The sequence below is a fragment of the Halomonas sp. A29 genome (assembly GCF_046723295.1).
Lineage (GTDB): Bacteria > Pseudomonadota > Gammaproteobacteria > Pseudomonadales > Halomonadaceae > Halomonas.
Map to the genome: position 1 here is coordinate 203,568 of NZ_JAXQPR010000006.1, position 26,248 is coordinate 229,815.

24 protein-coding genes are annotated in these 26,248 nt (G+C 63.0%); 21 read left to right on the forward strand and 3 right to left on the reverse strand.

Annotation, left to right across the window (positions count from 1 at the left end):
- Window positions 1-32 precede the first annotated feature (32 nt).
- The 12 genes from SPH52_RS13390 (at window position 33) to SPH52_RS13445 (ending at window position 10,876) form a co-directional block, all read left to right on the forward strand.
- Window positions 33-953, forward strand: coding sequence for a ParB/RepB/Spo0J family partition protein (locus SPH52_RS13390; protein WP_411795530.1), 921 nt, complete (start codon window positions 33-35; stop codon window positions 951-953).
- A gap of 187 nt (window positions 954-1,140) precedes the next feature.
- The gene (locus SPH52_RS13395) at window positions 1,141-1,539 is read left to right on the forward strand and encodes an ATP synthase subunit I (RefSeq protein ID WP_411795532.1); all 399 of its coding nucleotides are present in this window, start codon (window positions 1,141-1,143) and stop codon (window positions 1,537-1,539) included.
- A 14-nt stretch (window positions 1,540-1,553) separates the two neighbouring features.
- A complete protein-coding gene (atpB, locus tag SPH52_RS13400; RefSeq protein WP_411795533.1) occupies window positions 1,554-2,381 on the forward strand; it encodes a F0F1 ATP synthase subunit A in 828 nt (275 codons plus the stop codon).
- A gap of 71 nt (window positions 2,382-2,452) precedes the next feature.
- A complete protein-coding gene (gene atpE / locus SPH52_RS13405) occupies window positions 2,453-2,680 on the forward strand; it encodes a F0F1 ATP synthase subunit C (protein ID WP_114478188.1) in 228 nt (75 codons plus the stop codon).
- Between the two features lie 73 nt (window positions 2,681-2,753).
- Window positions 2,754-3,224: a F0F1 ATP synthase subunit B gene (locus tag SPH52_RS13410; RefSeq protein WP_411795534.1), complete on the forward strand. Its 471-nt coding sequence runs from the start codon at window positions 2,754-2,756 to the stop codon at window positions 3,222-3,224.
- Between the two features lie 12 nt (window positions 3,225-3,236).
- Window positions 3,237-3,773, forward strand: a complete 537-nt coding sequence (locus SPH52_RS13415; protein ID WP_411795536.1) for a F0F1 ATP synthase subunit delta — start codon at window positions 3,237-3,239, stop codon at window positions 3,771-3,773.
- Window positions 3,774-3,789: 16 nt separating this feature from the next.
- On the forward strand, window positions 3,790-5,334 hold the full coding sequence (atpA, locus tag SPH52_RS13420) for a F0F1 ATP synthase subunit alpha (RefSeq protein WP_411795537.1): 1,545 nt from the start codon (window positions 3,790-3,792) through the stop codon (window positions 5,332-5,334).
- 68 nt (window positions 5,335-5,402) lie between these two features.
- On the forward strand, window positions 5,403-6,287 hold the full coding sequence (atpG, locus tag SPH52_RS13425) for a F0F1 ATP synthase subunit gamma (protein ID WP_411795538.1): 885 nt from the start codon (window positions 5,403-5,405) through the stop codon (window positions 6,285-6,287).
- A gap of 69 nt (window positions 6,288-6,356) precedes the next feature.
- Entirely contained in the window at window positions 6,357-7,733 is a 1,377-nt protein-coding gene (gene atpD, locus SPH52_RS13430; protein WP_411795539.1) for a F0F1 ATP synthase subunit beta, read from the forward strand.
- Window positions 7,734-7,758: 25 nt separating this feature from the next.
- Window positions 7,759-8,187, forward strand: coding sequence for a F0F1 ATP synthase subunit epsilon (locus SPH52_RS13435; RefSeq protein ID WP_411795540.1), 429 nt, complete (start codon window positions 7,759-7,761; stop codon window positions 8,185-8,187).
- A 164-nt stretch (window positions 8,188-8,351) separates the two neighbouring features.
- Window positions 8,352-9,725 carry a magnesium transporter gene (gene mgtE, locus SPH52_RS13440; RefSeq protein WP_411795541.1) on the forward strand — a complete coding sequence of 458 codons (1,374 nt, stop codon included), beginning with the start codon at window positions 8,352-8,354 and terminating at the stop codon, window positions 9,723-9,725.
- A gap of 47 nt (window positions 9,726-9,772) precedes the next feature.
- Window positions 9,773-10,876, forward strand: coding sequence for an SLC13 family permease (locus SPH52_RS13445; protein WP_411795542.1), 1,104 nt, complete (start codon window positions 9,773-9,775; stop codon window positions 10,874-10,876).
- A gap of 36 nt (window positions 10,877-10,912) precedes the next feature.
- Here SPH52_RS13445 and SPH52_RS13450 read toward each other — a convergent pair whose 3' ends face one another.
- Window positions 10,913-12,085: a cation diffusion facilitator family transporter gene (locus SPH52_RS13450; RefSeq protein WP_411795543.1), complete on the reverse strand. Its 1,173-nt coding sequence runs from the start codon at window positions 12,083-12,085 to the stop codon at window positions 10,913-10,915.
- A gap of 333 nt (window positions 12,086-12,418) precedes the next feature.
- Here SPH52_RS13450 and SPH52_RS13455 point away from each other — a divergent pair, with 333 nt between their 5' ends.
- The 5 genes from SPH52_RS13455 (at window position 12,419) to SPH52_RS13475 (ending at window position 19,502) form a co-directional block, all read left to right on the forward strand.
- Window positions 12,419-13,231, forward strand: coding sequence for an undecaprenyl-diphosphate phosphatase (locus SPH52_RS13455; protein ID WP_411795544.1), 813 nt, complete (start codon window positions 12,419-12,421; stop codon window positions 13,229-13,231).
- 33 nt (window positions 13,232-13,264) lie between these two features.
- The gene (locus SPH52_RS13460; RefSeq protein ID WP_411795545.1) at window positions 13,265-14,335 is read left to right on the forward strand and encodes an FAD:protein FMN transferase; all 1,071 of its coding nucleotides are present in this window, start codon (window positions 13,265-13,267) and stop codon (window positions 14,333-14,335) included.
- Window positions 14,336-14,440: 105 nt separating this feature from the next.
- Window positions 14,441-15,808, forward strand: a complete 1,368-nt coding sequence (gene glmU, locus SPH52_RS13465; protein ID WP_411795699.1) for a bifunctional UDP-N-acetylglucosamine diphosphorylase/glucosamine-1-phosphate N-acetyltransferase GlmU — start codon at window positions 14,441-14,443, stop codon at window positions 15,806-15,808.
- 20 nt (window positions 15,809-15,828) lie between these two features.
- Window positions 15,829-17,664 carry a glutamine--fructose-6-phosphate transaminase (isomerizing) gene (gene glmS, locus SPH52_RS13470; protein WP_411795546.1) on the forward strand — a complete coding sequence of 612 codons (1,836 nt, stop codon included), beginning with the start codon at window positions 15,829-15,831 and terminating at the stop codon, window positions 17,662-17,664.
- A 128-nt stretch (window positions 17,665-17,792) separates the two neighbouring features.
- Window positions 17,793-19,502, forward strand: a complete 1,710-nt coding sequence (locus SPH52_RS13475) for a DUF945 family protein (RefSeq protein ID WP_411795547.1) — start codon at window positions 17,793-17,795, stop codon at window positions 19,500-19,502.
- A 43-nt stretch (window positions 19,503-19,545) separates the two neighbouring features.
- Here SPH52_RS13475 and SPH52_RS13480 read toward each other — a convergent pair whose 3' ends face one another.
- The gene (locus tag SPH52_RS13480) at window positions 19,546-20,148 is read right to left on the reverse strand and encodes a phosphatase PAP2 family protein (protein WP_411795548.1); all 603 of its coding nucleotides are present in this window, start codon (window positions 20,146-20,148) and stop codon (window positions 19,546-19,548) included.
- 107 nt (window positions 20,149-20,255) lie between these two features.
- On the opposite strand from SPH52_RS13480, the gene SPH52_RS13485 reads away from it, so the two are divergent.
- Both SPH52_RS13485 and SPH52_RS13490 read left to right on the forward strand, forming a co-directional pair.
- Entirely contained in the window at window positions 20,256-21,122 is an 867-nt protein-coding gene (locus tag SPH52_RS13485; RefSeq protein WP_411795549.1) for a DUF72 domain-containing protein, read from the forward strand.
- Window positions 21,123-21,254: 132 nt separating this feature from the next.
- Entirely contained in the window at window positions 21,255-22,601 is a 1,347-nt protein-coding gene (locus SPH52_RS13490) for a sodium-dependent transporter (RefSeq protein ID WP_411795550.1), read from the forward strand.
- Between the two features lie 68 nt (window positions 22,602-22,669).
- Here the strand turns inward: SPH52_RS13490 and SPH52_RS13495 are convergent, their stop codons facing one another.
- The gene (locus SPH52_RS13495; RefSeq protein ID WP_234271390.1) at window positions 22,670-22,870 is read right to left on the reverse strand and encodes a PA3496 family putative envelope integrity protein; all 201 of its coding nucleotides are present in this window, start codon (window positions 22,868-22,870) and stop codon (window positions 22,670-22,672) included.
- 191 nt (window positions 22,871-23,061) lie between these two features.
- Here SPH52_RS13495 and hexR point away from each other — a divergent pair, with 191 nt between their 5' ends.
- Together hexR and uvrD are read left to right on the forward strand one after the other, a co-directional pair.
- Window positions 23,062-23,925, forward strand: coding sequence for a transcriptional regulator HexR (gene hexR, locus SPH52_RS13500; RefSeq protein WP_411795551.1), 864 nt, complete (start codon window positions 23,062-23,064; stop codon window positions 23,923-23,925).
- An 81-nt stretch (window positions 23,926-24,006) separates the two neighbouring features.
- On the forward strand, window positions 24,007-26,214 hold the full coding sequence (gene uvrD / locus SPH52_RS13505; protein WP_411795552.1) for a DNA helicase II: 2,208 nt from the start codon (window positions 24,007-24,009) through the stop codon (window positions 26,212-26,214).
- The last annotated feature ends 34 nt before the right edge of the window (window positions 26,215-26,248 follow it).

Here is a 26,248-nt window from a genome sequence, read left to right on the forward strand (position 1 = left end):
TCGTGACCGATTTTCGTGATGAGGGAATGCTGATGACGCGTAAACGCGCCCTGGGCCGAGGCCTGGATGCCCTGATCGGTGCCGGCGCCCGTCGCCGCGAGAATCTTGAGCTTCCCGAAGGGGAAGCCCTGATCGGTGAGACGAGCGAGCCGGCTGAAGCTTCCCCGGCTGCCGCCGAGGAGCGACTCGAACGCCTGCCGCTTGGCCAGCTCTGCCGCGGCAAGTACCAGCCGCGCCGCGACATCCAGCCCGAGGCGTTGGAGGAGCTCGCCGACTCGATCCGCGCCCAGGGCGTGATGCAGCCCATCGTGGTACGGCCCATCGGTGAGGCCCGCTACGAGATCATCGCCGGTGAGCGGCGTTGGCGCGCTGCCCAGCTCGCCGAACTCGACACCATTCCGGCGGTGATTCGCGAAGTCACCGACGAAGTGGCGCTGGCGCTGGCGCTGATCGAGAACATCCAGCGCGAGAACCTCAACCCGGTGGAAGAGGCAATGGCGCTCAAGCGCCTGCTCGAGGAGTTCGAACTCACCCAGCAGCAGGTTGCCGACGCCGTGGGCAAGTCGCGTGCCCAAGTGACCAACCTGTTGCGCCTGCTGGCACTCGATCCCGAGGTGCAGACCCTGCTCGAGCGAGGCGATCTGGACATGGGCCATGCCCGCGCCCTGCTCGCCCTCACCGGGGTTAAGCAGCGACGTGCGGCGCATGAAGTGGTCAACAAGGACCTCACCGTGCGCGATACCGAGGCGCTGGTGAAGCGCCTGGCCCAGGGCGAGGAGAAGAAGGTCACGAATGCCCCCGTCAGCCCCGACGTGGCGCGCCTGGAAACCAAACTCGGCGAACTGCTCGGTGCCCCGGTGAAGATCCAGCATGGGCGTGCCGGCAAGGGGCGGGTAACCATCCGCTACTCCAGCCTCGAGGAACTCGACGGGATTCTCGACCATATTCGCTGACGTCACTGGTGATGTTGGCAATTATTGCTTCTTTGGTCGCAAACCCGCACCATTCGTGGGCAAAAAGCGCCAAGTTTGGTTGAACAGGCCAAGGGGCTTCCCTATAATCCGCCGTTGTTTGCCTGAGCGACACGCTAGGTTCAGCCGGCACTCACGCCCTCTTCAGGTCGGGTAGGAATGTCGACAGATGCATAGACACCTCGGCCGCAAGCGCGAGCGAATCGATACCAGTCGATTACTGTGGTTACAGGGCGCGGCGGCACTGATGGTGGTGGCTGTCGGCGCATTGCTAGCAGGGATCGACGGCGCGCTATCTGCGCTTATGGGCGGGCTGGTTAGTCTGATTCCTTCCCTCTATTTCGCCTGGCGCATCGGGTCGGTTCGTGGAGGCAGGCGGGCGGGTCGCTTCGTCTCGAACCTCTACCGGGCCGAGGCAGGAAAGTTCGGTTTGACGGTGGCACTGCTGGCCATGGTGTTCGTGGCAGCGCCCCCCTCAAACCCGATTTTCTTCTTTGTCGCATACGTGGCGGTTGTTCTTGCGCACTGGCTCTTGCCTTGGACGATGCGCAGGCGACCCGCTCCCTGAACCGAGGTAAGCGCATGGCAGCAGGTAATGAAGTTACGGCAACGTATTACATACAGCACCACCTCCAGAACCTGACGTTCGGTCGTCACCCCGAGAATGGCTGGTCGTTCGCCCACTCCTCGACCGAAGCCCAGGAAATGGGGTTCTGGGCCATCCACGTGGATACCATGGGCTGGTCGATCGCCATGGGCCTGCTGTTCATCTGGCTTTTCCGCAAGGCCGGGAAGATGGCCACCACCGGTGTGCCCGGCGGCCTGCAGAATGCCGTCGAGATGGTCATCGAATTCATCGAGGGTCTGGTTCGCTCTGCCTTCCATGGCAAGAATCCCATCATCGCCCCTCTGGCGCTGACGCTGTTCATGTGGATTCTGCTGATGAATACGCTGAAGATCCTGCCGGTCGATTACTTCCCGGAGCTCTTCGCGCGTCTCGGCGTCGAGTACATGAAGATCGTGCCTACCACCGATCCCAACGCTACGCTGGGCATGGCACTGGGTGTCTTCATCCTGATCATCTACTACAGTCTCAAGGTCAAGGGGGCCAGCGGTTTCGCCAAGGAACTGTCACTGACCCCGTTCAACCACTGGCTGTTGATCCCCTTCAACCTGCTGCTGGAAGTGATCGGTCTGCTGGTCAAGCCCTTCAGTCTCGCCATGCGACTGTTCGGTAACATGTTTGCTGGCGAGGTGATCTTCATCCTGATCGCGCTGCTGCCGTTCTGGGCCATCTGGCTGCTGGACGTGCCTTGGGCCATCTTCCACATTCTGGTGGTCACGCTGCAGGCCTTCATCTTTACGGTGCTGACCGTCGTGTACCTGAGCGCCGCTCACGAGCACCACTGAACCGAGCAACGTTTGCAATTCCCTAAACCCCTAACCCGTTGAACCTAAACTCAAATACCAGGAGTAACATCATGGAAATGGTCTACCTTGCAGCCGCCATCATCATCGGTCTGGGCGCCCTGGCCACCGGCATCGGCTTCGCCATCCTGGGTGGCAAGCTGCTCGAGTCCACTGCGCGTCAGCCTGAGCTTGGCGACCAGCTGCAGACCAAGACCTTCATCATGGCCGGCCTGCTCGACGCCGTGCCGATGATCGGCGTCGGTATCGCGATGTACCTGATCTTCGTTGTTGCCGGCTAACGACCCTGCCGAGCGCTGAGGCGCTCGGTTTGCTCGTTTCCGGTCGCCACGAACCCGTCAGAGGTACTTACCCGTGAATATCAACATGACGCTTATCGGGCAAACGATCGCCTTCGCGATCTTTGTCTGGTTCTGCATCAAGTACGTGTGGCCGCCGATCAGCACTGCGCTTCACGAGCGCCAGAAGAGGATCGCCGATGGCCTTGATGCGGCCAGCCGCGCCTCACGCGACCTCGAACTCGCACAGGAAAAGGCGGAGCAGACGCTGCGTGAGAGCAAGGAACAGGCCTCCCAGATTCTCGAGCAGGCCCACAAGCGCTCCACTCAGATGATCGAGGAAGCCCGCGAGCAGGCCCGCGCCGAAGGTGAGCGCCTGGTGGCCGGCGCACGTGCCGAGATCAATCAGGAAATCAATCGCGCCAAGGAAGAGCTTCGCGCCCAGGTGGCAACCCTTGCCATCATCGGTGCCGAGCGTGTCCTGGAATCCTCCGTCGACGAGAAGGCACACCGCAAGCTGCTCGACAAGCTTGCCGCCGAACTGTGAAGGAGGTGATCCATGGCGGAAACGTCTACTGTCGCACGACCCTACGCCAGAGCGGCGTTCGAGTACGCACGTGAGCACGAGGCGCTGGAAAACTGGTCGGAATGGCTGGGCAAGCTCGGCCAGGTCGTTGCAGTTCGCGACGTACAGAAACTCCTTTCCAGTCCGAGCCTGACCCCCGAGCGCAAGGTGGCGCTGATCGTCGAACTGGCCGAAGCCAAGATCGATGAGTCGGTCCACCGTTTCCTCGAGGCGCTGGGTGAGAAGGGGCGTCTGAACACCCTGACCGTGATCGCCGAACAGTTCGAGCTACTGCGTGCCGAACACGAAAAGCGCGTCGAGGTCATCGTGGTCTCTGCCTACGAACTCGACGACAAGCAGCAGCAGAAGCTCGCCGGCGCGTTGAAGAAGCGCCTGAATCGCGAAATCTCCATTACCACTCAGGTAGATTCGAAGCTTATCGGAGGCGTCATCCTGCGCGCTGGCGATACCGTCATCGACGGGTCGGTGCGTGGTCGATTGAATCGCCTCTCCGAAGCTCTTACCGCCTGAGTCTGAGGGACATGGCATGCAGCAACTGAATCCTTCCGAGATCAGCGACATCATCAAGCAGCGTATCGAAAAGCTGGATGTCGCATCCGAAGCCCGTAACCAGGGCACCATCGTCAGCGTTTCCGACGGCATCGTGAAGATTCACGGTCTCGAGGACGCGATGTTCGGTGAAATGATCGAATTCCCTGGCGGCATCTACGGCATGGTACTCAACCTCGAGCGCGACTCCGTGGGCGCCGTGGTGCTGGGTGACTACCTGCAGCTGGAAGAGGGTATGACCGCCAGTTGTACCGGTCGCATCCTCGAGGTGCCGGTAGGCCCCGAGCTGGTCGGTCGCGTGGTCGATCCGCTGGGCAACCCCATCGATGGCAAGGGCGACGTGGGCGCCAAGCTGACCGATGCGGTGGAAAAGGTCGCCCCGGGCGTCATCACCCGCCAGTCGGTGGACCAGCCGATCCAGACCGGCCTCAAGGCGATCGACGCCATGGTGCCGATCGGCCGTGGCCAGCGTGAGCTGATCATCGGTGACCGCCAGATCGGTAAGTCGGCCATCGCCGTCGACGCCATCATCAACCAGAAGGGCAAGGGTGTCACCTGCGTCTATGTGGCCATCGGTCAGAAACAGTCGACCATCGCCAACGTGGTGCGCAAGCTCGAGGAGCACGGCGCGATGGAGCACACCATCGTCGTTGCCTCCGGTGCCGCCGACCCGGCTCCGATGCAGTTCCTGGCTCCTTATGCCGGCTGCACCATGGGCGAGTACTTCCGTGATCGCGGCCAGGACGCGCTGATCGTCTATGACGATCTGACCAAGCAGGCCTGGGCCTACCGTCAGGTATCCCTGCTGCTGCGTCGTCCGCCGGGCCGTGAAGCCTATCCGGGTGACGTCTTCTATCTCCACTCGCGTCTGCTCGAGCGTGCCGCTCGCGTCAACGCCGACTACGTCGAGAAGTTCACCAACGGTGAAGTGACCGGCAAGACCGGCTCGCTGACCGCGCTGCCGATCATCGAGACCCAGGGCGGCGACGTCTCGGCTTTCGTTCCGACCAACGTGATCTCGATCACCGACGGTCAGATCTTCCTTGAGACCGACCAGTTCAACGCGGGTATCCGTCCGGCCATCAACGCCGGTCTGTCGGTATCCCGCGTGGGTGGTGCGGCCCAGACCAAGATCATCAAGAAGCTCGGTGGCGGCGTGCGTCTGGCACTGGCCCAGTACCGCGAGCTGGCGGCCTTCTCCCAGTTCGCTTCCGACCTGGACGAGGCCACCCGCAAGCAGCTCGAGCACGGTCAGCGTGTCACCGAGCTGATGAAGCAGAAGCAGTATTCGCCGCTGTCGGTAGCCGAGATGGGCGTGTCGCTGTATGCCGCCAACGAAGGCTTCCTGGACGACGTCGATGTCAGCAAGGTGCTGGACTTCGAGCGTGCCCTGCACGAGTACATGAGGTCCGAGCATGGCGCGCTGCTCGACAAGATCAACCAGACCGGCGACTACAACGACGAGATCCAGCAAGGGCTGAAGCAGGGTCTCGAGCAGTTCAAGGCCACTCAGAGCTGGTAAATCCGCCGGCCCGCCCGCAAGGGCGGGCCCTGGACAACTTCTGAGGGCCACGAACGAGGTAGATCGCTATGGCAGCTGCAAAAGAGATACGCACCCAGATCGGGAGCATCAAGAATACGCAGAAGATCACCAGCGCCATGGAAATGGTCGCTGCGTCGAAGATGCGTAAAGCGCAAGATCTGATGAGGGCCAGTCAGCCTTATGCCCGGCAGATCCGCAACGTGGCCAGCCACTTGGCCGACGCCAATCCCGAGTACAAGCACGACTACATGGTCGAGCGCGACGAGGTGAAGCGGGTCGGTTACATCGTGGTTTCCACCGATCGCGGTCTGTGCGGCGGCTTGAACGTGAACCTGTTCAAGGCCGTGATCAAGGACGCCGTGGCATGGCGCAACGAGGGCGCAGAGCTCGATTTCTGCGCCTTGGGCAGCAAGGCTGGCGGCTTCTTCCGCAACTACGGCGGCAACCTGGTGGCAGCCAAGAGCGGCCTGGGCGAAGCGCCCGAGGTCGAGGCGTTGATCGGCATCGTCAAGGTGATGCTGGATGCCTACGACGAGGGTCGTCTGGATCGCCTGTACGTGGTGTACAACGAGTTCGTCAACACCATGACGCAGAGACCGGTGGTTCGCCAGCTGTTGCCGCTCTCCCCCGACATGGGGGCCGGTGCGGATGACGAGGACAACAAGCGTCCCGGTAGCTGGGACTACCTGTATGAGCCGGATGCCAAGGCGCTGTTGGATAGCCTGCTGGTTCGTTTCATCGAATCCCAGGTGTATCAGGCGGTGGTCGAGAACGGGGCCTGCGAACAGGCGGCCCGAATGATCGCCATGAAGAACGCCACCGACAACGCCGGCGGCCTGATCGACGATCTGGAGATGGTGTACAACAAGGCCCGCCAGGCCGCCATCACCCAGGAAATTTCCGAGATCGTCGGCGGTGCCGCCGCCGTATAGCGCCCGGGGAGAGCCTGGGGCTCTCCCGGCACACAGGTTTCATTTGCAGGTATTTGAGAGGATCGCAAGATGAGCGGACGTATCGTACAAATCATCGGCGCGGTGATTGACGTCGAGTTTCCGCGGGACTCGGTTCCCAAGGTCTACGACGCGCTCAACGTCGCCGACTCCGAGACCGTGCTCGAAGTCCAGCAGCAGCTGGGCGACGGCGTGGTGCGTACCATCGCCATGGGCTCCACCGAGGGCCTGAAGCGTGGTCTGGAAGTCACCAGCACAGGGGCGCCGATCTCCGTGCCGGTGGGCAAGGAGACGCTGGGTCGCATCATGGACGTGCTGGGTCGGCCGATCGACGAGGCCGGCGATATCGGTGAACAGGAGCGTATGCCCATTCACCGCCCGGCACCGACCTATGCCGAGCAGGCGGCTTCCAACGAGCTGCTCGAGACCGGCATCAAGGTGATCGACCTGGTCTGCCCGTTCGCCAAGGGCGGCAAGGTCGGCCTGTTCGGCGGCGCCGGCGTAGGCAAGACCGTCAACATGATGGAACTGATCCGCAACATTGCCATCGAGCACAGCGGCTACTCTGTGTTCGCCGGTGTGGGTGAGCGGACCCGTGAAGGTAACGACTTCTACCACGAGATGACCGAGTCGAACGTTATCGACAAGGTATCGCTGGTATACGGTCAGATGAACGAGCCGCCGGGCAACCGTCTGCGCGTGGCCCTGACCGGCCTGACCATCGCCGAGAAGTTCCGCGATGAAGGCCGCGACGTACTGCTGTTCGTCGACAACATCTACCGTTACACCCTGGCCGGTACCGAGGTGTCCGCACTGCTGGGTCGTATGCCCTCCGCGGTGGGTTACCAGCCGACCCTGGCTGCCGAGATGGGCGTCCTGCAGGAGCGTATCACCTCCACCAAGGTAGGCTCGATCACCTCCGTACAGGCCGTCTACGTGCCTGCGGACGACCTGACCGACCCGTCGCCGGCCACCACCTTCGCCCACCTGGACGCCACCGTGGTACTGGCGCGCTCGATCGCCGAACTGGGTATCTATCCGGCCATCGATCCGCTGGACTCCACTTCGCGTCAGCTCGACCCGCTGGTCGTCGGCGAGGAGCACTACGACACCGCCCGCCGTGTGCAGGGGGTGCTGCAGCGTTACAAGGAGCTCAAGGATATCATCGCGATCCTGGGCATGGACGAGCTGTCCGACGAGGACAAGCAGACCGTGGCCCGTGCGCGTAAGATCCAGCGCTTCCTGTCGCAGCCGTTCTTCGTCGCCGAGGTGTTCACCGGCTCTCCGGGCAAGTACGTGTCGCTGAAGGAGACCATCCGCGGTTTCCAGGGCATCCTCGATGGCGAATACGACAACCTGCCGGAGCAGGCCTTCTACATGGTGGGTAGCATCGACGAGGCCGTCGAGAAAGCCAACCAGATGAAGTAAGGCCGTCCACCAAGGGGACTTCGCTATGGCGAACAGCTTCACATGCAACATAGTCAGCGCAGAGGCCTCGATCTTCTCCGGTGAAGTCGAACAGGTCGTGGCAGCGGGCATCATGGGCGACCTGGGCATCCTGCCCGGGCACGCGCCGCTGCTGACCGAGCTGCAGCCGGGGCCGATCCGCGTGATCCACGATGGCGGACGGGAAGAGAACTTCTACGTCTCCGGCGGCTTCCTGGAAGTGCAGCCGGACGTGGTCACCGTGCTGGCCGATGCAGCCTCCCGTGCCGGTGACCTCGATGAGGCCGCTGCCGAGGAAGCCCGACAGCATGCGCTGAAGGCGTTCAACGACAAGTCGGCGGAGCTGGATTATACCCGCGCCGCCGCCGAACTCGCTGAGGCCGTGGCCCAGCTGCGCACCATTCAGCAGCTACGAAAGAAGGCCGGCAAAGGCTAATCCGGCTTACGGTTGCAAGACCGGGCTGCGCCCCTCGAACACTGTTCGAGGGGCTTTTTCGTCTCTGTTATCATGAGGCCACTGGTACCGGGAGTCCGAGCCCAAACTCATGCCTGCCACGCAGGGTTTCCTCCCCACTTGCGTAAGGGTTTCAGGAGAACGCCATGTCGTTGAGCGAACAGCTGCAGGAACACAAGGAAACCCTGATCCTCGCCGCCGAGCAGGATGATCGCGAACGCCTCGACCAATGGCTGCCCGAACTACGTGCTGCCGATCTCTCCGAGATACTCGAAGAGATGGCCGAGGACGACGGGGATCTTCCTACCGTACTGAAACTGCTCGACTGCCTGCCGCTGGAGCGCCGTGCCAACGTCCTGGGTTACCTTCCAGGCGAGGTTCAGGTCGAGATTGCCGAAGCCATGTCCGACGAGGTGTTGCTCTCGGTGCTGGAGGAGATGGGTTCGGATGAGCGTGCCGACCTGTTCAACCTGCTCGGTGAGGATCGCAAGGAAGTGCTGTTGAGGCGCATGGCACGCCAGGAGCGTGAGGATCTCAAGCGTCTGGCCAGCTATGAGGAGGGCACCGCCGGGGCGATCATGACCTCGGACTATGTCGCCATCCCTAGCGGCATGACCGTTTCCCAGGCGATGATGCGAGTGCGCCAGACCGCCCCCGACGCCGAGACGGTCTACCAGCTGTATATCGTCGAGCCGGAAGGCAAACTGACTGGCACCCTGTCACTGCGTCAGCTGATGGTGGCGCGTCCCGGTGCCCAGGTCGATGACCTGATGATCAAGGACGTGATCAGCGTGCCGGTGGACGAGGAGCAGGAGGAGGTGGCACGTCTGGTGGCCCGCTACGACATGCTGGCCGTACCGGTTATCGATCACGACGAGCGCCTGGTCGGTATCGTCACCCACGACGATGCCATGGACGTGGCCGAGGAGGAGGCCACCGAGGACTTCCACAAGGGGATGTCCATCGGCCAGCTGGAGGATGGTGTCAGCCGGGTGCCGATCTGGAGCCTCTATCGCAAGCGGGTTACCTGGTTGGTACTGCTGGTATTCGCCAACCTCTTTTCCGGTGCCGGCATCGCCTACTTCGAGGACACCATTGCCGCTCAGGTGGTGCTGGTGTTTTTCCTGCCGCTGCTGATCGGCAGCGGTGGCAATGCCGGCGCCCAGGCCGCCACCTTGACGGTGCGCGGTATGGCCACTGGCGACGTCGGCGTCAAGGACTGGGGCAAGCTGCTCGGGCGCGAACTGCTGGTGGCCGGCGCGCTGGGTCTGACCATGGCCCTGGCGGTGGCTCCCATCGGTGTAATGCGCGGCGGTGAGGCGGTGGCCATGGTGGTAGCGGCCAGCATGGTCACCATCGTGTTGTTCGGTAGCCTGCTCGGGATGTGCCTACCGTTCCTTCTCAACCGCGTGGGCTGGGACCCGGCCACGGCCTCGGCGCCGCTGGTGACCACCCTGATCGATGCCAGTGGTGTGGTGATCTACTTCACCATTGCCACAGCGGTGTTGACGGGGCTGTGAGCGAGGTCCTTCGTCTCAAGCCCCCGGGCCGGTGAAGTGGGGCAATCGTGCTGCGAGTGATGTTGCTGAGGCTACGCCAGGACGCGCTGCTGCTGATGTTGCTGGTGGCCCTGCCGCCGCTGTTGCTGGCCTTGCCCGAACAGGTTGGAAGCCTGCATCGGCTGGTGCACTGGGACACGCTGGCGGCGCTTGCGGGGCTGATGGTCCTGTCCCGCGGTCTCGAGGATAGTGGTGTCCTTACCCGGGCCGGCCGTCGCCTGGTGGCATTGGTTGGCAGTGAGCGCCAACTGGCGCTGTCACTCGTGCTGCTGGCGGCTGTTCTCTCGGCGGTGGTGACCAACGACGTGGCGCTATTCATCGTGGTGCCGCTGACCTTGGGATTGCGCCTGGTCGCCACGCTACCGATCGGTCGATTGGTCGTGTTCGAAGCGCTGGCGGTGAATGCCGGCTCGGCGATCAGCCCCATTGGCAACCCCCAGAACCTATTCCTGTGGCAGAACGCGGAGGTCGGCTTCCTGACCTTCTTCGGCGCCATGGCACCCTTGGCATTGGGCCTGATGGTGATGGTGCTGGCAGCGATCCCGCTGGCTTTTCCTGCCCATACCATCAGAGTGGTGCCGACCGGTTCGCTACCGACACTGAAGCCTGGTCTGGCTGGGGTGTCGCTGTTTCTCTACCTACCCCTGCTGACGCTGATCGACAGCGGGCTGGCGCTGCCAGGCGCCGTGGCGATCGTTGGGCTCTACCTGCTGTTCGAACCCCGTGTGGTGCGCTACGTGGACTGGCTGCTGCTGCTGGTCTTCGTGCTGATGTTCATTGTGCTTGGTCTTGCCGCCATGCTCGATCCGATGGTAAGCCTCGTCGAACATCTCGTTACCTGGCCCGGCGGGATACTGACAGCGGGAGCGGTGCTGTCCCAAGGCATATCCAACGTCCCGGCCGCCATTCTGCTGGAGGGCTTCAGTGATGATTGGCGACGTCTGGCCTGGGGCGTCAGCGTGGGCGGGTTCGGCCTGGCTATTGGCTCGATGGCGAACATCATTGCTCTGCGGCTTTGCCGTGAGAAAGGGCTATGGCGGGACTTCCATCGCTGGTCATTGCCGATGCTGCTGGCAAGCTGGCTGATGGTAATGGTCTTGTTGCAAGTCTGAAGTCAGGTCGGAAGTCGTTAGCGCTGGGCCTGCGGACTAGCGCATTGCGCTGGCAGCGCGGGTCACGAACAGCACCTCGACATGGCCCAGCCACTCGATATCTCCGGCCTGAGCCTTCAACTGGCTGGCCAGGCATTGGGGTGGCTGATGGATCGTGTCGGAAATGATCAGCGACACGGAAACCTTGCCGTCGAGGTAATGCAGCTGCAGATCGGTCAGGTTGCGCCATACCGGATGATGGTTCCAGCGTGCATCGAGCGCGGCGACCACTTCCGGGCGCAGGGGAAGCCCCGGGAAGCGGCTTGGGTCGCCCTCACCGGCGTCGTCCTCGGGGTCGATATGGAAGGTTACGTCGGTAAGCGCCGGGAAGGAGCCGCGTAGACGCCGGCTCACTTCGTTGCCGATCTCGTGGGCTTCCGACACGCTGACCATGGGGCCCACCACGATGTGTAGATCCACCATGGCCCAGCCTGCGGATTGACGAGTGCGCAGGTCGTGGACGCTCTCGACGCCTGGCACGGTGCAGGCCACTTCGTGCATCTGCTGCTGGGCATCGGCGGGCAGGGCGGTGTCGACCAGCTCGCGCGCCGATTCCCACAGCAGGTCCCAGCCTACCTTGCCCACCAGCAGGCCGACGATCACTGCGGCCACGGCATCGAGCCAGCCGATGCCGAACTGGGCACCCATCAAAGCAACCAGTACCACGGCGGTGGAGAGCACGTCGGAGCGCGAATGCCAGGCATTCGCTTCGAGCAGCTTCGACTTCACGCGCCTGGCAATCCGCATGGTGTAGTGGAACAGCGCCTCCTTGGCGAGCAGGGCGACCACGGCAAGCAGCATGGCCCAGACACCCGGAGCGGCGATCTGGGTACCGGCAAACAAGCGTTGCAGGCTCGACCAGGCGATGGCACCGGCAACGAAGATCAGCACGCTGCCGAGCAGCAGGGTGGCCAGCGTCTCGATACGTCCATGACCGTAGTGGTGATCCTGATCTGGCGCCTGACGACCATAGTGGGTTGCCGCCAGCACGAAGCCGTCCGTGACCAGGTCGGAGAAGGAGTGGATGCCGTCGGCCACCAGGGCTGCCGACCCGACCAGCGTGCCCACCACGACCTTGGCACAGCCCAGCAACCCGTCCAGCCAGGCCGCCACGTAGGTGGCGCGCTTGGCATCGCGGTTGTTCACGGCCAGGTCGGGTGTAGCGATCATGCTGCAATGGCTCCATTTCGTCCTTGCGTTGGGGCAGACCTACCAGAACGCCTCACTGGGTCGGCGAGAGGCGAACGATTCTCTTTCATTCTCGCACTCCCGCCGCGACAGTTGAAGCGCTAGACCGGCAAGCCCAGCACGGCGGTGGAAAGACAATCCTCCCCTCGACGTGCCTGACCCAGCCTGGTGTCGGCAATACGCAACACATGCACCGTCGAACGGAATTGTAACGAGACGCGGCGGACAAGCGCCCAGGGTCCGTGTATCCTCTTCGCGTCCTGCCGTGCGTTTGCTGCCAGGCTGCGCATGTCCTTGTCACCAGGAGAGCGCCATATGGATTGGCTTCAGGTCGTCGTGCTATCAGTGGTCCAGGGCCTGACCGAATTCCTGCCCATATCGAGTTCGGCCCACTTGATTCTGGTGCCCGTGCTGACCGAGTGGAACGACCAGGGGCTGGTCTTCGACGTGGCGATGCACCTGGGCAGTCTGATGGCGGTGGTACTCTACTTTCGCCACGACTTGCAGCGCATGGGAGCGAGTTGGGTAATGTCTCTGCGGACGCGTACCCTGCGCCAGGGAACCGACGATCCGAATGCCCGACTGGCCTGGTGGGTGCTGCTGGCGACGATTCCGGTCTGCGCGGTCGGTTTTGCCTTTCACGACATCATCGAAATCAGCATGCGCTCGCCGCTGCTGATCGGCTTTTCCCTCATCGCCTTTGGCCTTCTGCTGGGCTATGCCGACTGGCACAAGCGCTCGGGGCGAAACGAGTATCAACTTACCCTGCGCGATGCACTGCTGATTGGCCTGGCGCAGGTGCTGGCGCTGATACCCGGCACGTCGCGTTCCGGTATCACCATTACCGCAGCGCTGCTGCTGGGCATGAGTCGCGAGGGAGCGGCGCGCTTTTCGTTCCTGCTGTCGATCCCGGTGACGGCCTTGGCCTCGGGCCTGGAAATCGTCGGGCTGGTGCAGATGCCACGCGACATCGATTGGCAGGCGATGGCGATTGGCGTGCTCTTGTCGGGGCTGAGCGCCTATCTCTGCATCCACTACTTCATTGCCTTCATCAAACGGATCGGCATGCAGCCTTTCGTTGTCTATCGCATCGTGCTCGGACTATGGCTGCTGTGGATCTTCTGGTAGCCACGCATCACTCTATCGAGGAGTCCTGTTACCATGAACTCTGTCCTGCGTCCTGTGGTGGCCTGTACGCTGTGCCTGGGATTACTGCTCACCGGTTGCTCCGAGAATGAGCGCCCGCTGGAGTCACCGGTTCGCCTGGAGGGGGGCATCTTCGGCTCTTTCTACCAGGTGACCATTGCCGATAGCCTGACCCAGGGCCAAGCGCGGGAACTGGAGGAAGGGCTGCTCGAAGTGCTCGAGCAGGTGGACGCCGCCATGTCGATCTATCGCGACGACTCGGAGCTGATGGCCTTCAACCAGGCGCCGCTCGAGGAGTGGCAACCACTCTCAAACGAATTGATCGAGGTGCTGGCCATCAGCCAGTCGGTGTCCGAAGCAAGCGGCGGCGCCTTCGACGTGACCATCGGTGGACTGGTCAACCTGTGGAGCTTCGGCTCCGAGGCACGCCCGCGCGAGGTGCCCGATGCCGAAACCCTGCAGGCGCGCCTGGACGAGGTCGGTCCCCACAGCGTCGAGATCGACGAGAACGGGATGCAGGCGCGTCGGCTGCGTGACGTGTTCGTCGACCTCGGTGGCGTGGCCAAGGGGCACGCCACCGACCGGGTTGCCGCCTATCTGGATGGTCAGTCCATCGAACACTACTTGGTCAACCTGGGCGGCGATCTCGCCACGCGCGGCTATCGTGATGGCGAAGGCGAACCTTGGCGCATCGGCGTCGAAGCGCCACTCGACGACCGCCAGGAAGCCACTCATATCGTGCCGCTGCACGACATCACGGTAGCGACCTCAGGCGATTACCGAAACTATTTCGAAGAGAATGGGCAACGCTTCTCGCATACCATCGACCCGCGTACCGGTTATCCCATCGAGCATCATGTGGCGTCGGCGACAGTAGCGCATCCCTCCAATGCCTGGGCCGACGCCTGGGCCACGGCGATGATGGTGATGGGCGAGGAGCAAGGCCTGGCACTGGCTCGCGAGCAAGGCCTCAAGGTGCTGTTGCTGGTGCGTGAGAACGAAAGTTGGAACAGCTTGGCGAGCCCCGCTTTCGCCGACTACCTCGGCAGGGAACTGAGCGATGAGATGGGCCTGGAAGTGCGTTGAAGCCACCGCGTTGAGAACGGTGCGACCGCCCTCTGCAAACAGCAGAGGGTCGGGTCGCCGGGCCCCCGATGAACTGGAGCCAATCGAATGGACAAGGAGTCTTCGATGACCCTGGATGTGGTGATTCTCGCAGCCGGGCAGGGTACGCGGATGCGTTCGACCCTGCCCAAGGTGCTGCATCGTCTGGCCGGCAAACCGATGGTGTGCCATGTGCTCGATACCGCCCGAGAACTCGAGGCAGATCGCCTGCACGTGGTGGTCGGCCATGGTGCCGAGCGGGTACGCGAGGCGCTCGGCGGCTACCCGGTACGCTTTGCGCTGCAAGCCGAACAGAAGGGTACCGGCCACGCGGTGGCCCAGTCGCTGGATGGTTTGGGCGACGGCAAGGTGCTGGTGCTGTACGGCGACGTACCGCTGATCCGGCGTGAGACCCTGGCGGCCTTGCTGGAAGAGGTGGGCGAGTCGCGCATGGGGCTGCTCACCGTGACCCTGGATGATCCGACCGGCTACGGACGGATTCTGCGCAACGCTGACGGCCAGGCGGTGGCCATCGTCGAGCAGAAGGATGCCAGCGAGAATGAGCTGTCGATCCGTGAATGCAATACCGGCATCATGGCCATGACCGCATCCCAACTGAAGCGCTGGTTGCCGCAGCTCTCTGCCGACAACGCCCAGGGCGAGTACTACCTGACCGACGTCATCGCCATGGCCGCCGCCGAGGGGGTCGCCATCGCCACCGCCCAGCCCGCCGATCCGCTGGAAGTCGAAGGGGTCAACAACCGGCTGCAGATGGCTCGTCTCGAGCGCGCTCATCAACGGCACATTGCCGATCGGCTCATGGCCGAGGGCGTAGCGCTGCTCGATCCGTCACGCATCGACGTGCGCGGTCGCTTGAGCTGCGGGCACGACGTCGAGATCGACATCGGCTGCGTGTTCGAAGGCGACGTCGAGCTGGGAGAGGGCGTGCGTATCGGGCCCCACTGTGTCATACGTGACAGCCATATCGGCGCCGAGACCGTCATCGAGCCCCACAGCGTGATCGAGGGGGCCGTGGCGGCCGGGCGCAACCGCATCGGCCCCTTTGCCAGGCTGCGCCCCGGTACTCGTCTGGCGGTGGGTGCGAAGGTGGGCAACTTCGTCGAGACCAAGAACGTCGAGGTGGGCGAGGGCAGCAAGATCAACCACCTGAGCTACGTGGGGGATGCGCGCTTGGGGCGTGACGTCAACGTCGGGGCGGGTACCATCACCTGCAACTACGACGGGGCCAACAAGCACCACACCGATATCGGTGACGAGGCCTTCATCGGTTCCAACACTGCCCTGGTGGCGCCGGTCAGCGTCGGTCGCGGTGCCACGGTCGGCGCCGGTTCGACCATCAGCAAGGACGTACCCGATAACGCCCTGGCCGTTTCCCGTGGTCGCCAGATCGGCAAGACCGACTGGGTGCGGCCGGCCAAGAAGACCCGAGACTGAAGCAAGCGCGAGGAATCGTCATGTGTGGAATTGTCGGTGCCGTTGCCGAGCGCAACGTGGAAGGCATCCTGCTCGAAGGACTGAGGCGGCTGGAATATCGCGGCTATGACTCGGCCGGCATGGCCGTGCTGGCCAGCTCCGGTGAGCTGCATCGGCGCCGGGCGCTGGGCAAGGTGGCCGCTCTCGAGGCGATGCTCGAGCAAGCCGCCTTGCCGGGCCGCTGTGGCATTGCCCACACTCGCTGGGCCACCCATGGCAAGCCCAGCGAGGAGAATGCCCACCCGCATCAGTCGGGCGACCGGCTGGCGGTGGTGCACAACGGTATCATCGAGAATCACGAGCCGCTGCGCCGTGAACTGCAGGCGGCTGGCTATGCCTTCTCCTCACAGACCGACACCGAGGTGGTGGCCCACCTGCTGGAGCGCGAGTATCAGCACGGCGATGGCCTGCTGGCCGCCGTGCAGCGGGGGCTGGCACGCCTCGAGGGCGCTTACGCGCTGGCCGTGGTGCACGCCGACGAGCCAAACGTCATCGTCGGAGCGCGCAAGGGCAGCCCACTGGTAGTGGGCGTAGGCATCGACGAGGCCTTCCTTGGCTCTGACCCGCTGGCGCTGCTGCAGGTTACCGATCGTTTCATCTACCTTCAGGAAGGCGATGTGGTGCGTCTCGCCACTGGCGCTCGTATCGAGATCTTCGACGCCCAGGGGCAGGCCGTACAGCGCCCGGTACAGACCTTCGAGCATGGCGACGGCGCCGCCAGCAAGGGTGAGTATCGCCACTTCATGCAGAAGGAGATCTTCGAACAGCCGGCGGTGATCGCGGCGGCCCTGGAAGGGCGGTTGGGCGAGCGCTCGGTGCCGGCCGAGTGTTTCGGTCCTGACGCCGAGGCGCTTTTCGAACGGGTCAAGCAGGTGCATATCGTCGCCTGTGGTACCAGCTACCACGCCGGTCTGGTGGCACGCTATTGGCTCGAGCGCTATGCCGGGATACCCGTGCAGGTGGAGGTGGCCTCGGAGTATCGCTATCGCACCGTGGTGGTACCTGACGACACCCTGTTCGTCACCCTGTCACAGTCCGGCGAGACCGCCGATACCCTGGCGGCACTGCGTTTTGCCCGTGAACAGGGCTATCTCGGCAGCCTGGCGATCTGCAACGTGCCGGGTAGCTCGCTGGTGCGGGAATCGGACCTGACCCTGATGACCCAGGCCGGCCCCGAGATCGGTGTCGCTTCCACCAAGGCCTTCACCACCCAGCTTACCGCGCTGATGCTGCTGACCCTGGCCATGGGGCGGGTCAAGGGGCTCGACGCCGAGACCCAGGCCGAAGTGGTGGCCGGGCTGCGTGCGCTGCCGCGGCTGGTGAGCCGTGTACTGGAGCTGGACGGCGACATCGAGGCGCTGTCGATGGCGTTTGCCGAGAAGCATCATGCGCTGTTCCTCGGGCGCGGTGCGCACTTCCCCATTGCCCTGGAGGGAGCTCTCAAGCTCAAGGAGATCTCCTATATCCACGCCGAGGCATATCCGGCAGGTGAGCTCAAGCACGGCCCGTTGGCCCTGGTCGACAGCGAGATGCCGGTGGTTTCGGTGGCGCCCAACGATGAGCTGCTCGACAAGCTGAAATCGAACCTGCAGGAAGTGCGGGCGCGGGGCGGCGAGCTGTTCGTGTTCGCCGACGAGCGGGTCGGCATTGCGGAGGAGGAGGGCGTCCGGGTGCTGCATCTGCCCCACGTGCACGATGCTCTGGCTCCGATCCTGTATACCGTGCCGCTGCAGCTGTTGAGCTATCACGTGGCCGTACTCAAGGGCACCGATGTCGACCAGCCGCGCAATCTGGCCAAGTCGGTGACGGTAGAATGAACTAGAGTGAGTAATCTTACTTTTCTCGTTTCTTGTCGTTAAACTTCGTTTTTGAAGTCCGGCAGCAATAAGCGTGGCTTATTGCTGCCTAATTTCAATTAAACGAAGAACGAGAAAAGGACATCGTCGTGGGGAAAGGACAGAATCGTAAGGGAAGTTTCCTGAAGCGCACCGTAGTCGTCATCGCAGGTTTGGCGGTCATTGTAGGCTTGGGAGCCCCCTACTGGCTGGGGCGCCAGATCGAGCAGCATTACGCCGAATATCTACAGCAGTTACAGAGCCTTGGCTATATCCAGGTAGAGAACCTGCAGTATGAGCGTGACTGGTTCGAGGCGCGCGCCAGTTATGAACTCATTCTCGAGCCGGAGTTTGCCCAGGCATACGAACAACTCCTCTCTACCAGCATGGGGCTGGAGTTCGGCGGGGAGCCGCTTAGGGTTTACGTCAGCGATCGGGTTACCCACGGCCCCTTCGTTGGTGCTCTGGCCAAGCTCGAGGGGCGGGCCGAGGCATCGGGTTGGTTGTTCGAGCAAGTGATCCAACTGGAAGAAGAGGCGGCCTTGTCTCGCTATGATGCCAGGGTCGGTTTCGACCAGGTGGTACAGGGCGAATGGGCGCCCATGGAGATGGTGCTGGTTGCGGGACCGTTGCTCAGCGATGCTGGCCTGGATATCCGCTACGAAGCCGATTACCTGGGCGGTGAATTCCGCTACGACCCGGCCAGCGGTGAGTATAAAGGCACCAATCGCCTGGGGCAGGCCCGGCTGGAGGAGCCTTCCGCCATCCACATCTTCGAGGGTTCCACGACCAACTTCACGGCATCCTTCCCGCAGGGCAAACTGCGTGAGATCTCCTTCCACTCGGACGATGCGCCCATGCAGACGGAGAGCCGCGACCTGGATCAGGTGAGCGATTCCCGTATCGAGGGGCAGAACGTCGAGATCAAGCTCCTGTTCGACGATCAGGGGCGTTTCGAAGACTTCACTGCGCATTTCGCGATGCGGGGCGTCGAATCCGAAGCGTCCGATCTCTACCTGACGATGGATGGCTTAGGGGCCGATATCGCGGCATCCCGCCAGGGTGGCAACAGCTGGTATGGCCAACTGGCCATCAGCCTCGATGGGTTGACGGTACGCGAGCAGCATTCGCCGGGCTTTACGGCGCAGAGCGCCAACTTCCGCCTGGGTCTCGAGCCGGAATCCGAGGCGCACTTCCAGGTCGCACAGTTGTGGTCGGCCAACGACCTGCGAATCCAGGGCGTGGAGGAACCGATCGCGTTTCATGTCGAATCGAGCTACGGGCAACTGTCGCGAACCGAGTACGACACGCTGTGGAGCCTGATCTACGAAGCCATCGGCAGCTTCCAACTGGACGACCCCGATGCCTTGATGCCCATCTTCGAGCGCATGGAGCACGCCGGGGAAGCACTGATGGCGGACCGTTCCGTCGTCACCATCAAGCCGGCGTCGTTCAGCATGGGCGATGCGGGTGTCGAACTGGGGCTGGAAGCCGACATGCTGCTGCGGGACCTTGGCGGTTTGGATGCCAGCCTCCTGCTCGATCCGCAGAATCGGCTGGATCTGAACGTGGATGCTTCCGCCATGTTGCTGCACAGGGTGGCTCGCGAGACGCTGCGTCAGCAGTACAACGGAATGCTTTCGGGCAACGAACTCGATGCGATGGCCAAGGACGTAGTGGCCGGCAGCGTGGAGCCGATGCTCGAGCTTGGTGTCGTACGTCGTGAAGAGGACGGCCGCTACACCTTGACGCTGCAACTGCTGGACGGCCAGCTGCTGATGAACGGCAAACCCGCAGAGTGGCTGCTGGAGCAGTTCTGAGTTACCTTTCGGCAACCCTGCTATGGCAACGGGTGGAGTGCGCTCAGCGCTCCACCCAGCCACGGCGAATCAGCGGGGCGAACAGCAGGCGATAGAGCCGCATGGCCACATGATGGTAGAACGGCAGGATCAGCCAGGTGCGGCTGGCGCCGACCAGCGTGGCCATGCTCGCGGCCAGCAGCAATGCACCGAGCATGTCCTGAGGAAAGTGCACGCCGAGAAAGACCCGTGCCCAGGCCACCGGCACCGCCAGCAGCAGCAGGTAGCGCCCGATGCGTCGGGTTCCGGCATGCAGCAGCAGGCTGAAGGCCATGGTCAGCATGATCGTGGCATGGTTGCTGGGGAAGGCCGGGGTCGGGGCATGCTCCAGGAAGGTTTGCCCAACGGGGATCATGAACGGCCGCGGGCTGGGCCACAGATGTCCGATTAGCCAACTCGCCGTCAGGGCCAGCAGGGTGGCTACGAAAGCCTCGAGAAGGGGGCGTTTCAATCGGTCGCTACCGCGAAGCCAGCCAATGACCAGCAGGGCCGGCACCAGCCAGATCAGGTAGACGGCGAAGACCTCTGCCAGCAGCAACAGGCGTGGGTCGCTGTCGGGCGCAGCGTTCATCTGGGCGAACAGAGCAAGATTGAGCGTCGTTTCCATTGGCGTCGGGGCGCAGCAGAGGCGCCTCTTCCTTGTGCAGCGTGGGGCGAGGCAGCTCATGCTGCCACTCGTCTGGCGTCGTTTCCGATTATTTTTGTTACAGGAGTATGACAAGGTTGTCCAGACTGTATCTGGGTTTGCCCATGTGGGCCAATCCCGAGTGGTGTGGCTCCCTTTACCCGCCTTATGCGGGCCAGCAGGGCTGGCTGGCCGACTACGCCCGGGTTTTCTCTGCGGTGGAGGGCAACACGACCTTCTACAGTGGTGCGCCCAGGCCGGAGACGGTGGCAGGCTGGTCGTGCCAGGTTCCTGCTCACTTCCGCTTCTGCTTCAAGCTTCCGGCGACACTGACTCATGAGCGGCGACTCCAGGACGTGGCGGCGGATTTCGATGCCTTTCTCGAAGCCTTGGCGCCGCTGCACGATCGCCTGGGGCCGCTTCTCGTCCAGTTGCCGCGAGATTTCGGTTACGCCGAACTGCCTCGGCTCGAGGCGTTGCTCGCCCGCTGGCCGGCTGGGATTCCCTGTGCCGTTGAGGTTCGCCATCCCGAGTTTTTCCACAAGGGGTCGGCCGAAGTTGCCTTGAACCGCCTGTTGATAACTCACGGCGCCAATCGTGCCATGCTGGACGTCCGCGCCCTGTTCTCGACGCCGGCGGAGGGCAGTCCGGCGCTGGCCCACGCCCAGAGTGAAAAGCCAAGATGCCCATTACACGTGCTTTCCACGGGAGAGCAACCGCTGATTCGCTTCATTGGGCATCTCGATGAGTCGATCAACTGGAATTACTTCCAGCCCTGGGTAAATCAGATCAGCCTGTGGATAAAACAGGGGAAAACCCCTTTTTTGTTTGTGCATACTGCCAACAACCGTCACGCCCCGCAGCTGGCCAGGCGGCTCTACCAGGCATTTTCCGATGACGTCGGCCTGCAGCCGCTGGGCGACTTTGCCGGGGAGCGTCAAACGAGTCTCTTCTGACTCCCCATCGCTGCTGGCCTTCGAGCGTATGATCGGATAGATTTGCCGACATTCGAGCGAAAAACCTTCCTATCTTCTGTGTTTTTGCGCTTGAGACAGATCAACAACCAGATACACAACAATAGGTGAACCATGTCTAAACTCGTCCATGCGCAGTGGTCATCGAAGATGACCTTCGTGCTCGCGGCTGCCGGTTCGGCCGTGGGGCTAGGCAATATTTGGCGCTTCTCCTACATGGTGGGAGACAACGGTGGCGCCGCCTTCGTACTCGTTTACCTCGCCTGCGTGGCGGTGGTAGGCCTGCCCGTGCTGGTTGCCGAGTGGTTGATCGGTCGACGTGGCCAGAAGAATCCTATCAATGCCATGGCCGAGCTGGCCGGCAAGAACAGCCAGCCCAAGGCCTGGGCGCTGGTAGGTGCCAGCGGGGTATTGGCTGCCTTCCTGATTCTTTCCTTCTATAGCGTGATCGGCGGCTGGTCGCTCTCCTACACCCTGGGCTCGGTCACCGGGGCCTTCACTGGGCAGGACGCCGATGGCGTCGGCGCCATCTTCACCGGTCTGCTGGGCAGCCCCGGCCTGCTGCTGCTGTGGCACACGGCGTTCATGGCACTGGTGGTGTGGATCGTGGCGCGCGGCGTGACCAAGGGGCTGGAAGGTGCGGTACGCACCATGATGCCGGCGCTGGTAGTGCTGATGCTGATACTGGTGGGCTACGGTATGACCACCGGTCATTTCGGTGAGGCGCTGGCCTTCATGTTCCGCCCGGACTGGAGTGCACTTTCCGGGGACGTGGTACTGGCGGCCATGGGCCAGGCCTTTTTCACCCTGTCGCTGGGCATGGGCATCATGATGGCCTACGGTTCCTACCTGGGCGAGGACGTCAACCTGCTGGGTACGGCGCGCACGGTGATCATCCTCGATACCGGTATTGCCTTGCTGGCCGGTCTGGCGATCTTCCCCATCGTCTTCGCCAATGGCCTGAGTGCCGGTGAAGGCCCGGGACTGATTTTCGTTACCTTGCCGCTGGCCTTCGGCAACATGACCGGCGGTATGCTGCTGGGCTTGATGTTCTTCCTGCTGCTGACTTTCGCTGCGCTGACCTCGGCCATTTCACTACTGGAGCCGGTAGTGGAATTCGTCGAAGAGCGTACGCCGCTGTCGCGTGTGGTGGCGACCCTGGCGGGCGGTGTGGCGGTCTGGCTGCTGGGCATCGCGGCGCTGATGTCGTTCAACGTCTGGCCGGAGCCGGTAATGATGGGGCTCAACGTATTCGATCTGCTGGATACCTTTACCAGCAAGATCCTGCTGCCGCTGACCGGGCTCGGAGCAATCATCTTCGTTGGATGGTGCCTGGAGCGCCGCAGCGTGGCGGCCGAATTGAACCTGGCGGGCGGCACTGAGCAGCTGTGGCACGTGGTGGCGCGCTACGTTGCACCGCTTGGCGTGATAGCGGTATTCGTCCACTCCCTGCTGGGGTGACGATCGCCTCCAAGCCCCGGGTTGCGGGGCTTGGAGCGCTTGCATTACGGCCGCGTCAAGCGGCCGTTTCAGTGCCTCTCGTCGTCGACCAGATCGGCGATATCACGCTCCAGCTGCTTGAACTCCTGATGCAGCTCGATGCCGCGCCGGGCACGCAGGTTGCGCTGGGCGGCACTGCGGGAGCGCTTCTCGTGTTCGGCGACGTTGATGCTCATGAAGATATCGAGAAGTTCGTTCTTGACGGAAGTAACCCGTTCGACCTTACTCATGATCGACTCTCCCTTCTTCTTCTGTGCCTTATCTTCTTCAGTGCAGCAAGATCAAAATCACAGCATCTTTACTATACCCTACTTGACAGTTTCATGACGAAGTGGGCCATTTCACGCTTTCACGGAAATTCCCCCAAGCGAGTCGGTTCAGGCATACTGAACCTCTGCGTACGTCTACCAAGGAGTTCAGCGTGAGCCGCGCCCTGTTCGATGAAATGAGACGCCGCATGGAGCACTTCCGCCGCTCCGAGCAGAAAGTGGCGCGCTTCGTGCTTCGCAATCCCGATGAAGTTATCCACATGCGCATCGTCGATCTGGCCACCGAAGCCAAGGTCAGCGAGCCAACCGTGGTACGTTTCTGCCGGGCGCTGGGCTGCAACGGTTTTCAGGACTTCAAGCTCAAGCTGGCGCAGATGCTGGCGTCGGGAAGCCAGTTCGCCCAGTTCTCGATGAACGACGACGACTCCGTCGCCGAGTTCTCCCAAAGCATCTTCGATTCCACCGTCGGTACTCTGCTGTCGGTGCGTGACCGCCTCGACAATGAGGCCCTGAGCCGGGCGATCCAGGCCCTGGCGATGGCCAATCGTGTCGAGTTCTACGGCTTCGGTGCCTCCGGTGCGGTGGCCTTCGACGCCCAGCACAAGTTCTTCCGTCTGCAGATATCCACCGCCGCCTATGCCGACCCGCACATGCAGAACATGTCGGCGGTGACGCTCAAGGAGGGTGATGTCGTAGTGGCGATCTCCCAGACCGGCCGCACCCGCGCCCTGGTGGCCAGCGTGCGCCTGGCCCGCGAGGCGGGTGCCACGGTGATCGGCCTGTGCCCCAGCGGCTCGCCGCTGGCCGAGGAGGTCTCCCTGCCGTTGTATATCGACGTGCACGAGGACACCGAGATCTATACGCCGATGAGTTCGCGCATTGCCCATCTGGTGCTGGTTGACGTGCTCGCCGTGGGAGTGGCCAAGACCCGCGGGCCTCGGCTCGCCGAGCAGCTCAAGGCGGTGAAGAAGAGCCTGACGCCGTTGAGGTTTCCAGAGCAGGAAGGCAAGCCTTGAAGTGAGCGGCGCCCGCGCCAAGGATAGGGCGGGCGGATATGCTAAGCTGGGCGATCAATTTTCCAGCGGCAGACCCCTTCCATGGATGACGTCACGGCGATTCTCGATCAGTTGAACCCGGCTCAGCGCGAGGCGGTAAGCGCGCCCCAGGGCAATATGCTGGTGCTGGCCGGCGCCGGCTCGGGCAAGACCCGGGTGCTGGTGCATCGCATCGCCTGGCTGATGCAGGCAGAGGGCCTGTCGCCCTATGCCGTGCTGGCGGTGACCTTCACCAACAAGGCGGCGCGCGAGATGCGCACCCGCCTCGAAGCGCTGCTGGGATTGTCGCTGCGCAACGTCTGGGTCGGCACTTTCCACTCCATCTCTCATCGCCTGCTGCGCACCCACTGGCAGGATGCGCGGCTGCCGCAGCATTTCCAGATCATCGACTCCGACGACCAACTGCGCCTGGTCAAGCGCCTGCTCAAGGAGCATCAGGTCGACGACGAGCGCTTCCCGCCGCGCCAGGTGCAGTATTTCATCTCAGGTTGCAAGGAAGAGGGGCTGCGTCCACATCAGGTCGACGTTCACGGCGACGCCTACATGGCCCAGATGGTCGAGCTCTACGAGCGCTACCAGCTCACCTGTGAGCGTGGTGGGTTGGTCGACTTCGGCGAGCTGCTGCTGCGCAGCCTGGAGCTGCTACGCGACAATCCGGCGCTGCTGGCCCACTACCAGGAGCGCTTCGCCCACGTGCTGGTCGACGAGTTCCAGGACACCAATACCCTGCAGTACGCCTGGCTCAAGCTGCTCACCGGCATGAAGACGCCGATGACAGTGGTCGGCGACGACGACCAGTCGATCTACGGCTGGCGCGGGGCGCGGATCGAGAACATCCGTCGCTTCGAGCGGGAATTCACCGAGACGAAGACGGTGCGGCTGGAGCAGAACTACCGCTCCACCAGCGCCATCCTCGATGCCGCCAATGCGCTGATCAGCCACAACGCCGAGCGCATGGGCAAGGAGCTGTGGACGGCCGGTGCCCGCGGCGAGCCGATCTCGGTATATGCCGGCTTCAATGACCTCGACGAGGCGCGTTTCATCGTCGACACCATCAAGGAGAAGGTCGACGAGGGATATCGCCGTCGTGATGTAGCCATTCTCTACCGCTCCAACGCCCAGTCTCGAGTGCTCGAGGAGATTCTGATCCGCCAGGGCATGCCCTATCGGATCTATGGTGGCCATCGCTTCTACGAGCGCCTGGAGATCAAGAACGCCCTGGCCTATCTGCGGCTGCTGCTCAATCGTGACGATGACGCTTCGCTCGAGCGCATCGTCAACGTGCCGCCCCGTGGCATCGGCACCCGCACCGTGGAGCAACTGCGCGAGCGCGCTCGCCTCGTCGGTGTGTCGCTGTGGCAGGCGCTGCACGACGGCCTGGCCGACGGTTCGCTGAAAGGGCGTGCCGGTGCGGCGCTGCAGGCCTTCACCGATCTCATCGATGGGCTCGACAACGACACCTCCGGCATGGCGCTGCACGAGATCATCACCCATGTGAACGAGGTGTCCGGCCTGATCGAGCATCACCGTAACGAGAAGGGCGAGAAGGGCCAGGCCCGGGTCGAGAACCTGGAAGAGCTGATCAATGCCGCCAGGGCCTTCACCCAGGGCGAGTCCTTCGACCCGCCCGAGGCCGGCGAAGGGGTCGTGGCACTGGAAGCCTTCCTTGCCGAGGCGGCCCTCAATGCCGGCGAACACGAGGCCGATGAGTTCGAAGACAGCGTGCAGCTGATGACCCTGCACTCGGCCAAGGGACTCGAGTTCCCGGTGGTGTTCATCGCCGGGGTCGAAGAGGGGCTGTTCCCGCACAAGATGTCGCTGGAAGAGCCCGGTCGCCTCGAAGAGGAGCGCAGACTCTGCTATGTCGGCCTGACCCGCGCCATGCGCAAGCTCTACCTGACGCATTCGGAGATCCGCCGGCTGCACGGCAAGGAGACTTTCCAGCGGCCGTCGCGCTTCCTGCGCGAAATTCCCGCGGAGCACCTGGAAGAGGTGCGCCTGCGCGGCCAGATCTCACGGCCGGTGACGGCCATGCGCCCGGCGGTGGGGCTATCGCGCCAGACCACGGTCGACCCTGGTGGCGACCTGCCCAGCCTGAGCCTCGGCCAGCGGGTACAGCATCCGGTCTTCGGTGAAGGCGTGATCCTCAATGCCGAGGGCGAGGGTGCGCGTGCCCGGGTACAGGTCAGCTTCGAGGGCGAGGGCGACAAGTGGCTGGTGCTTGGATTTGCCAAGCTCACTCCCCTGTAGGGATACGCCGCTTTACTGCTTCGCTCACGACGTA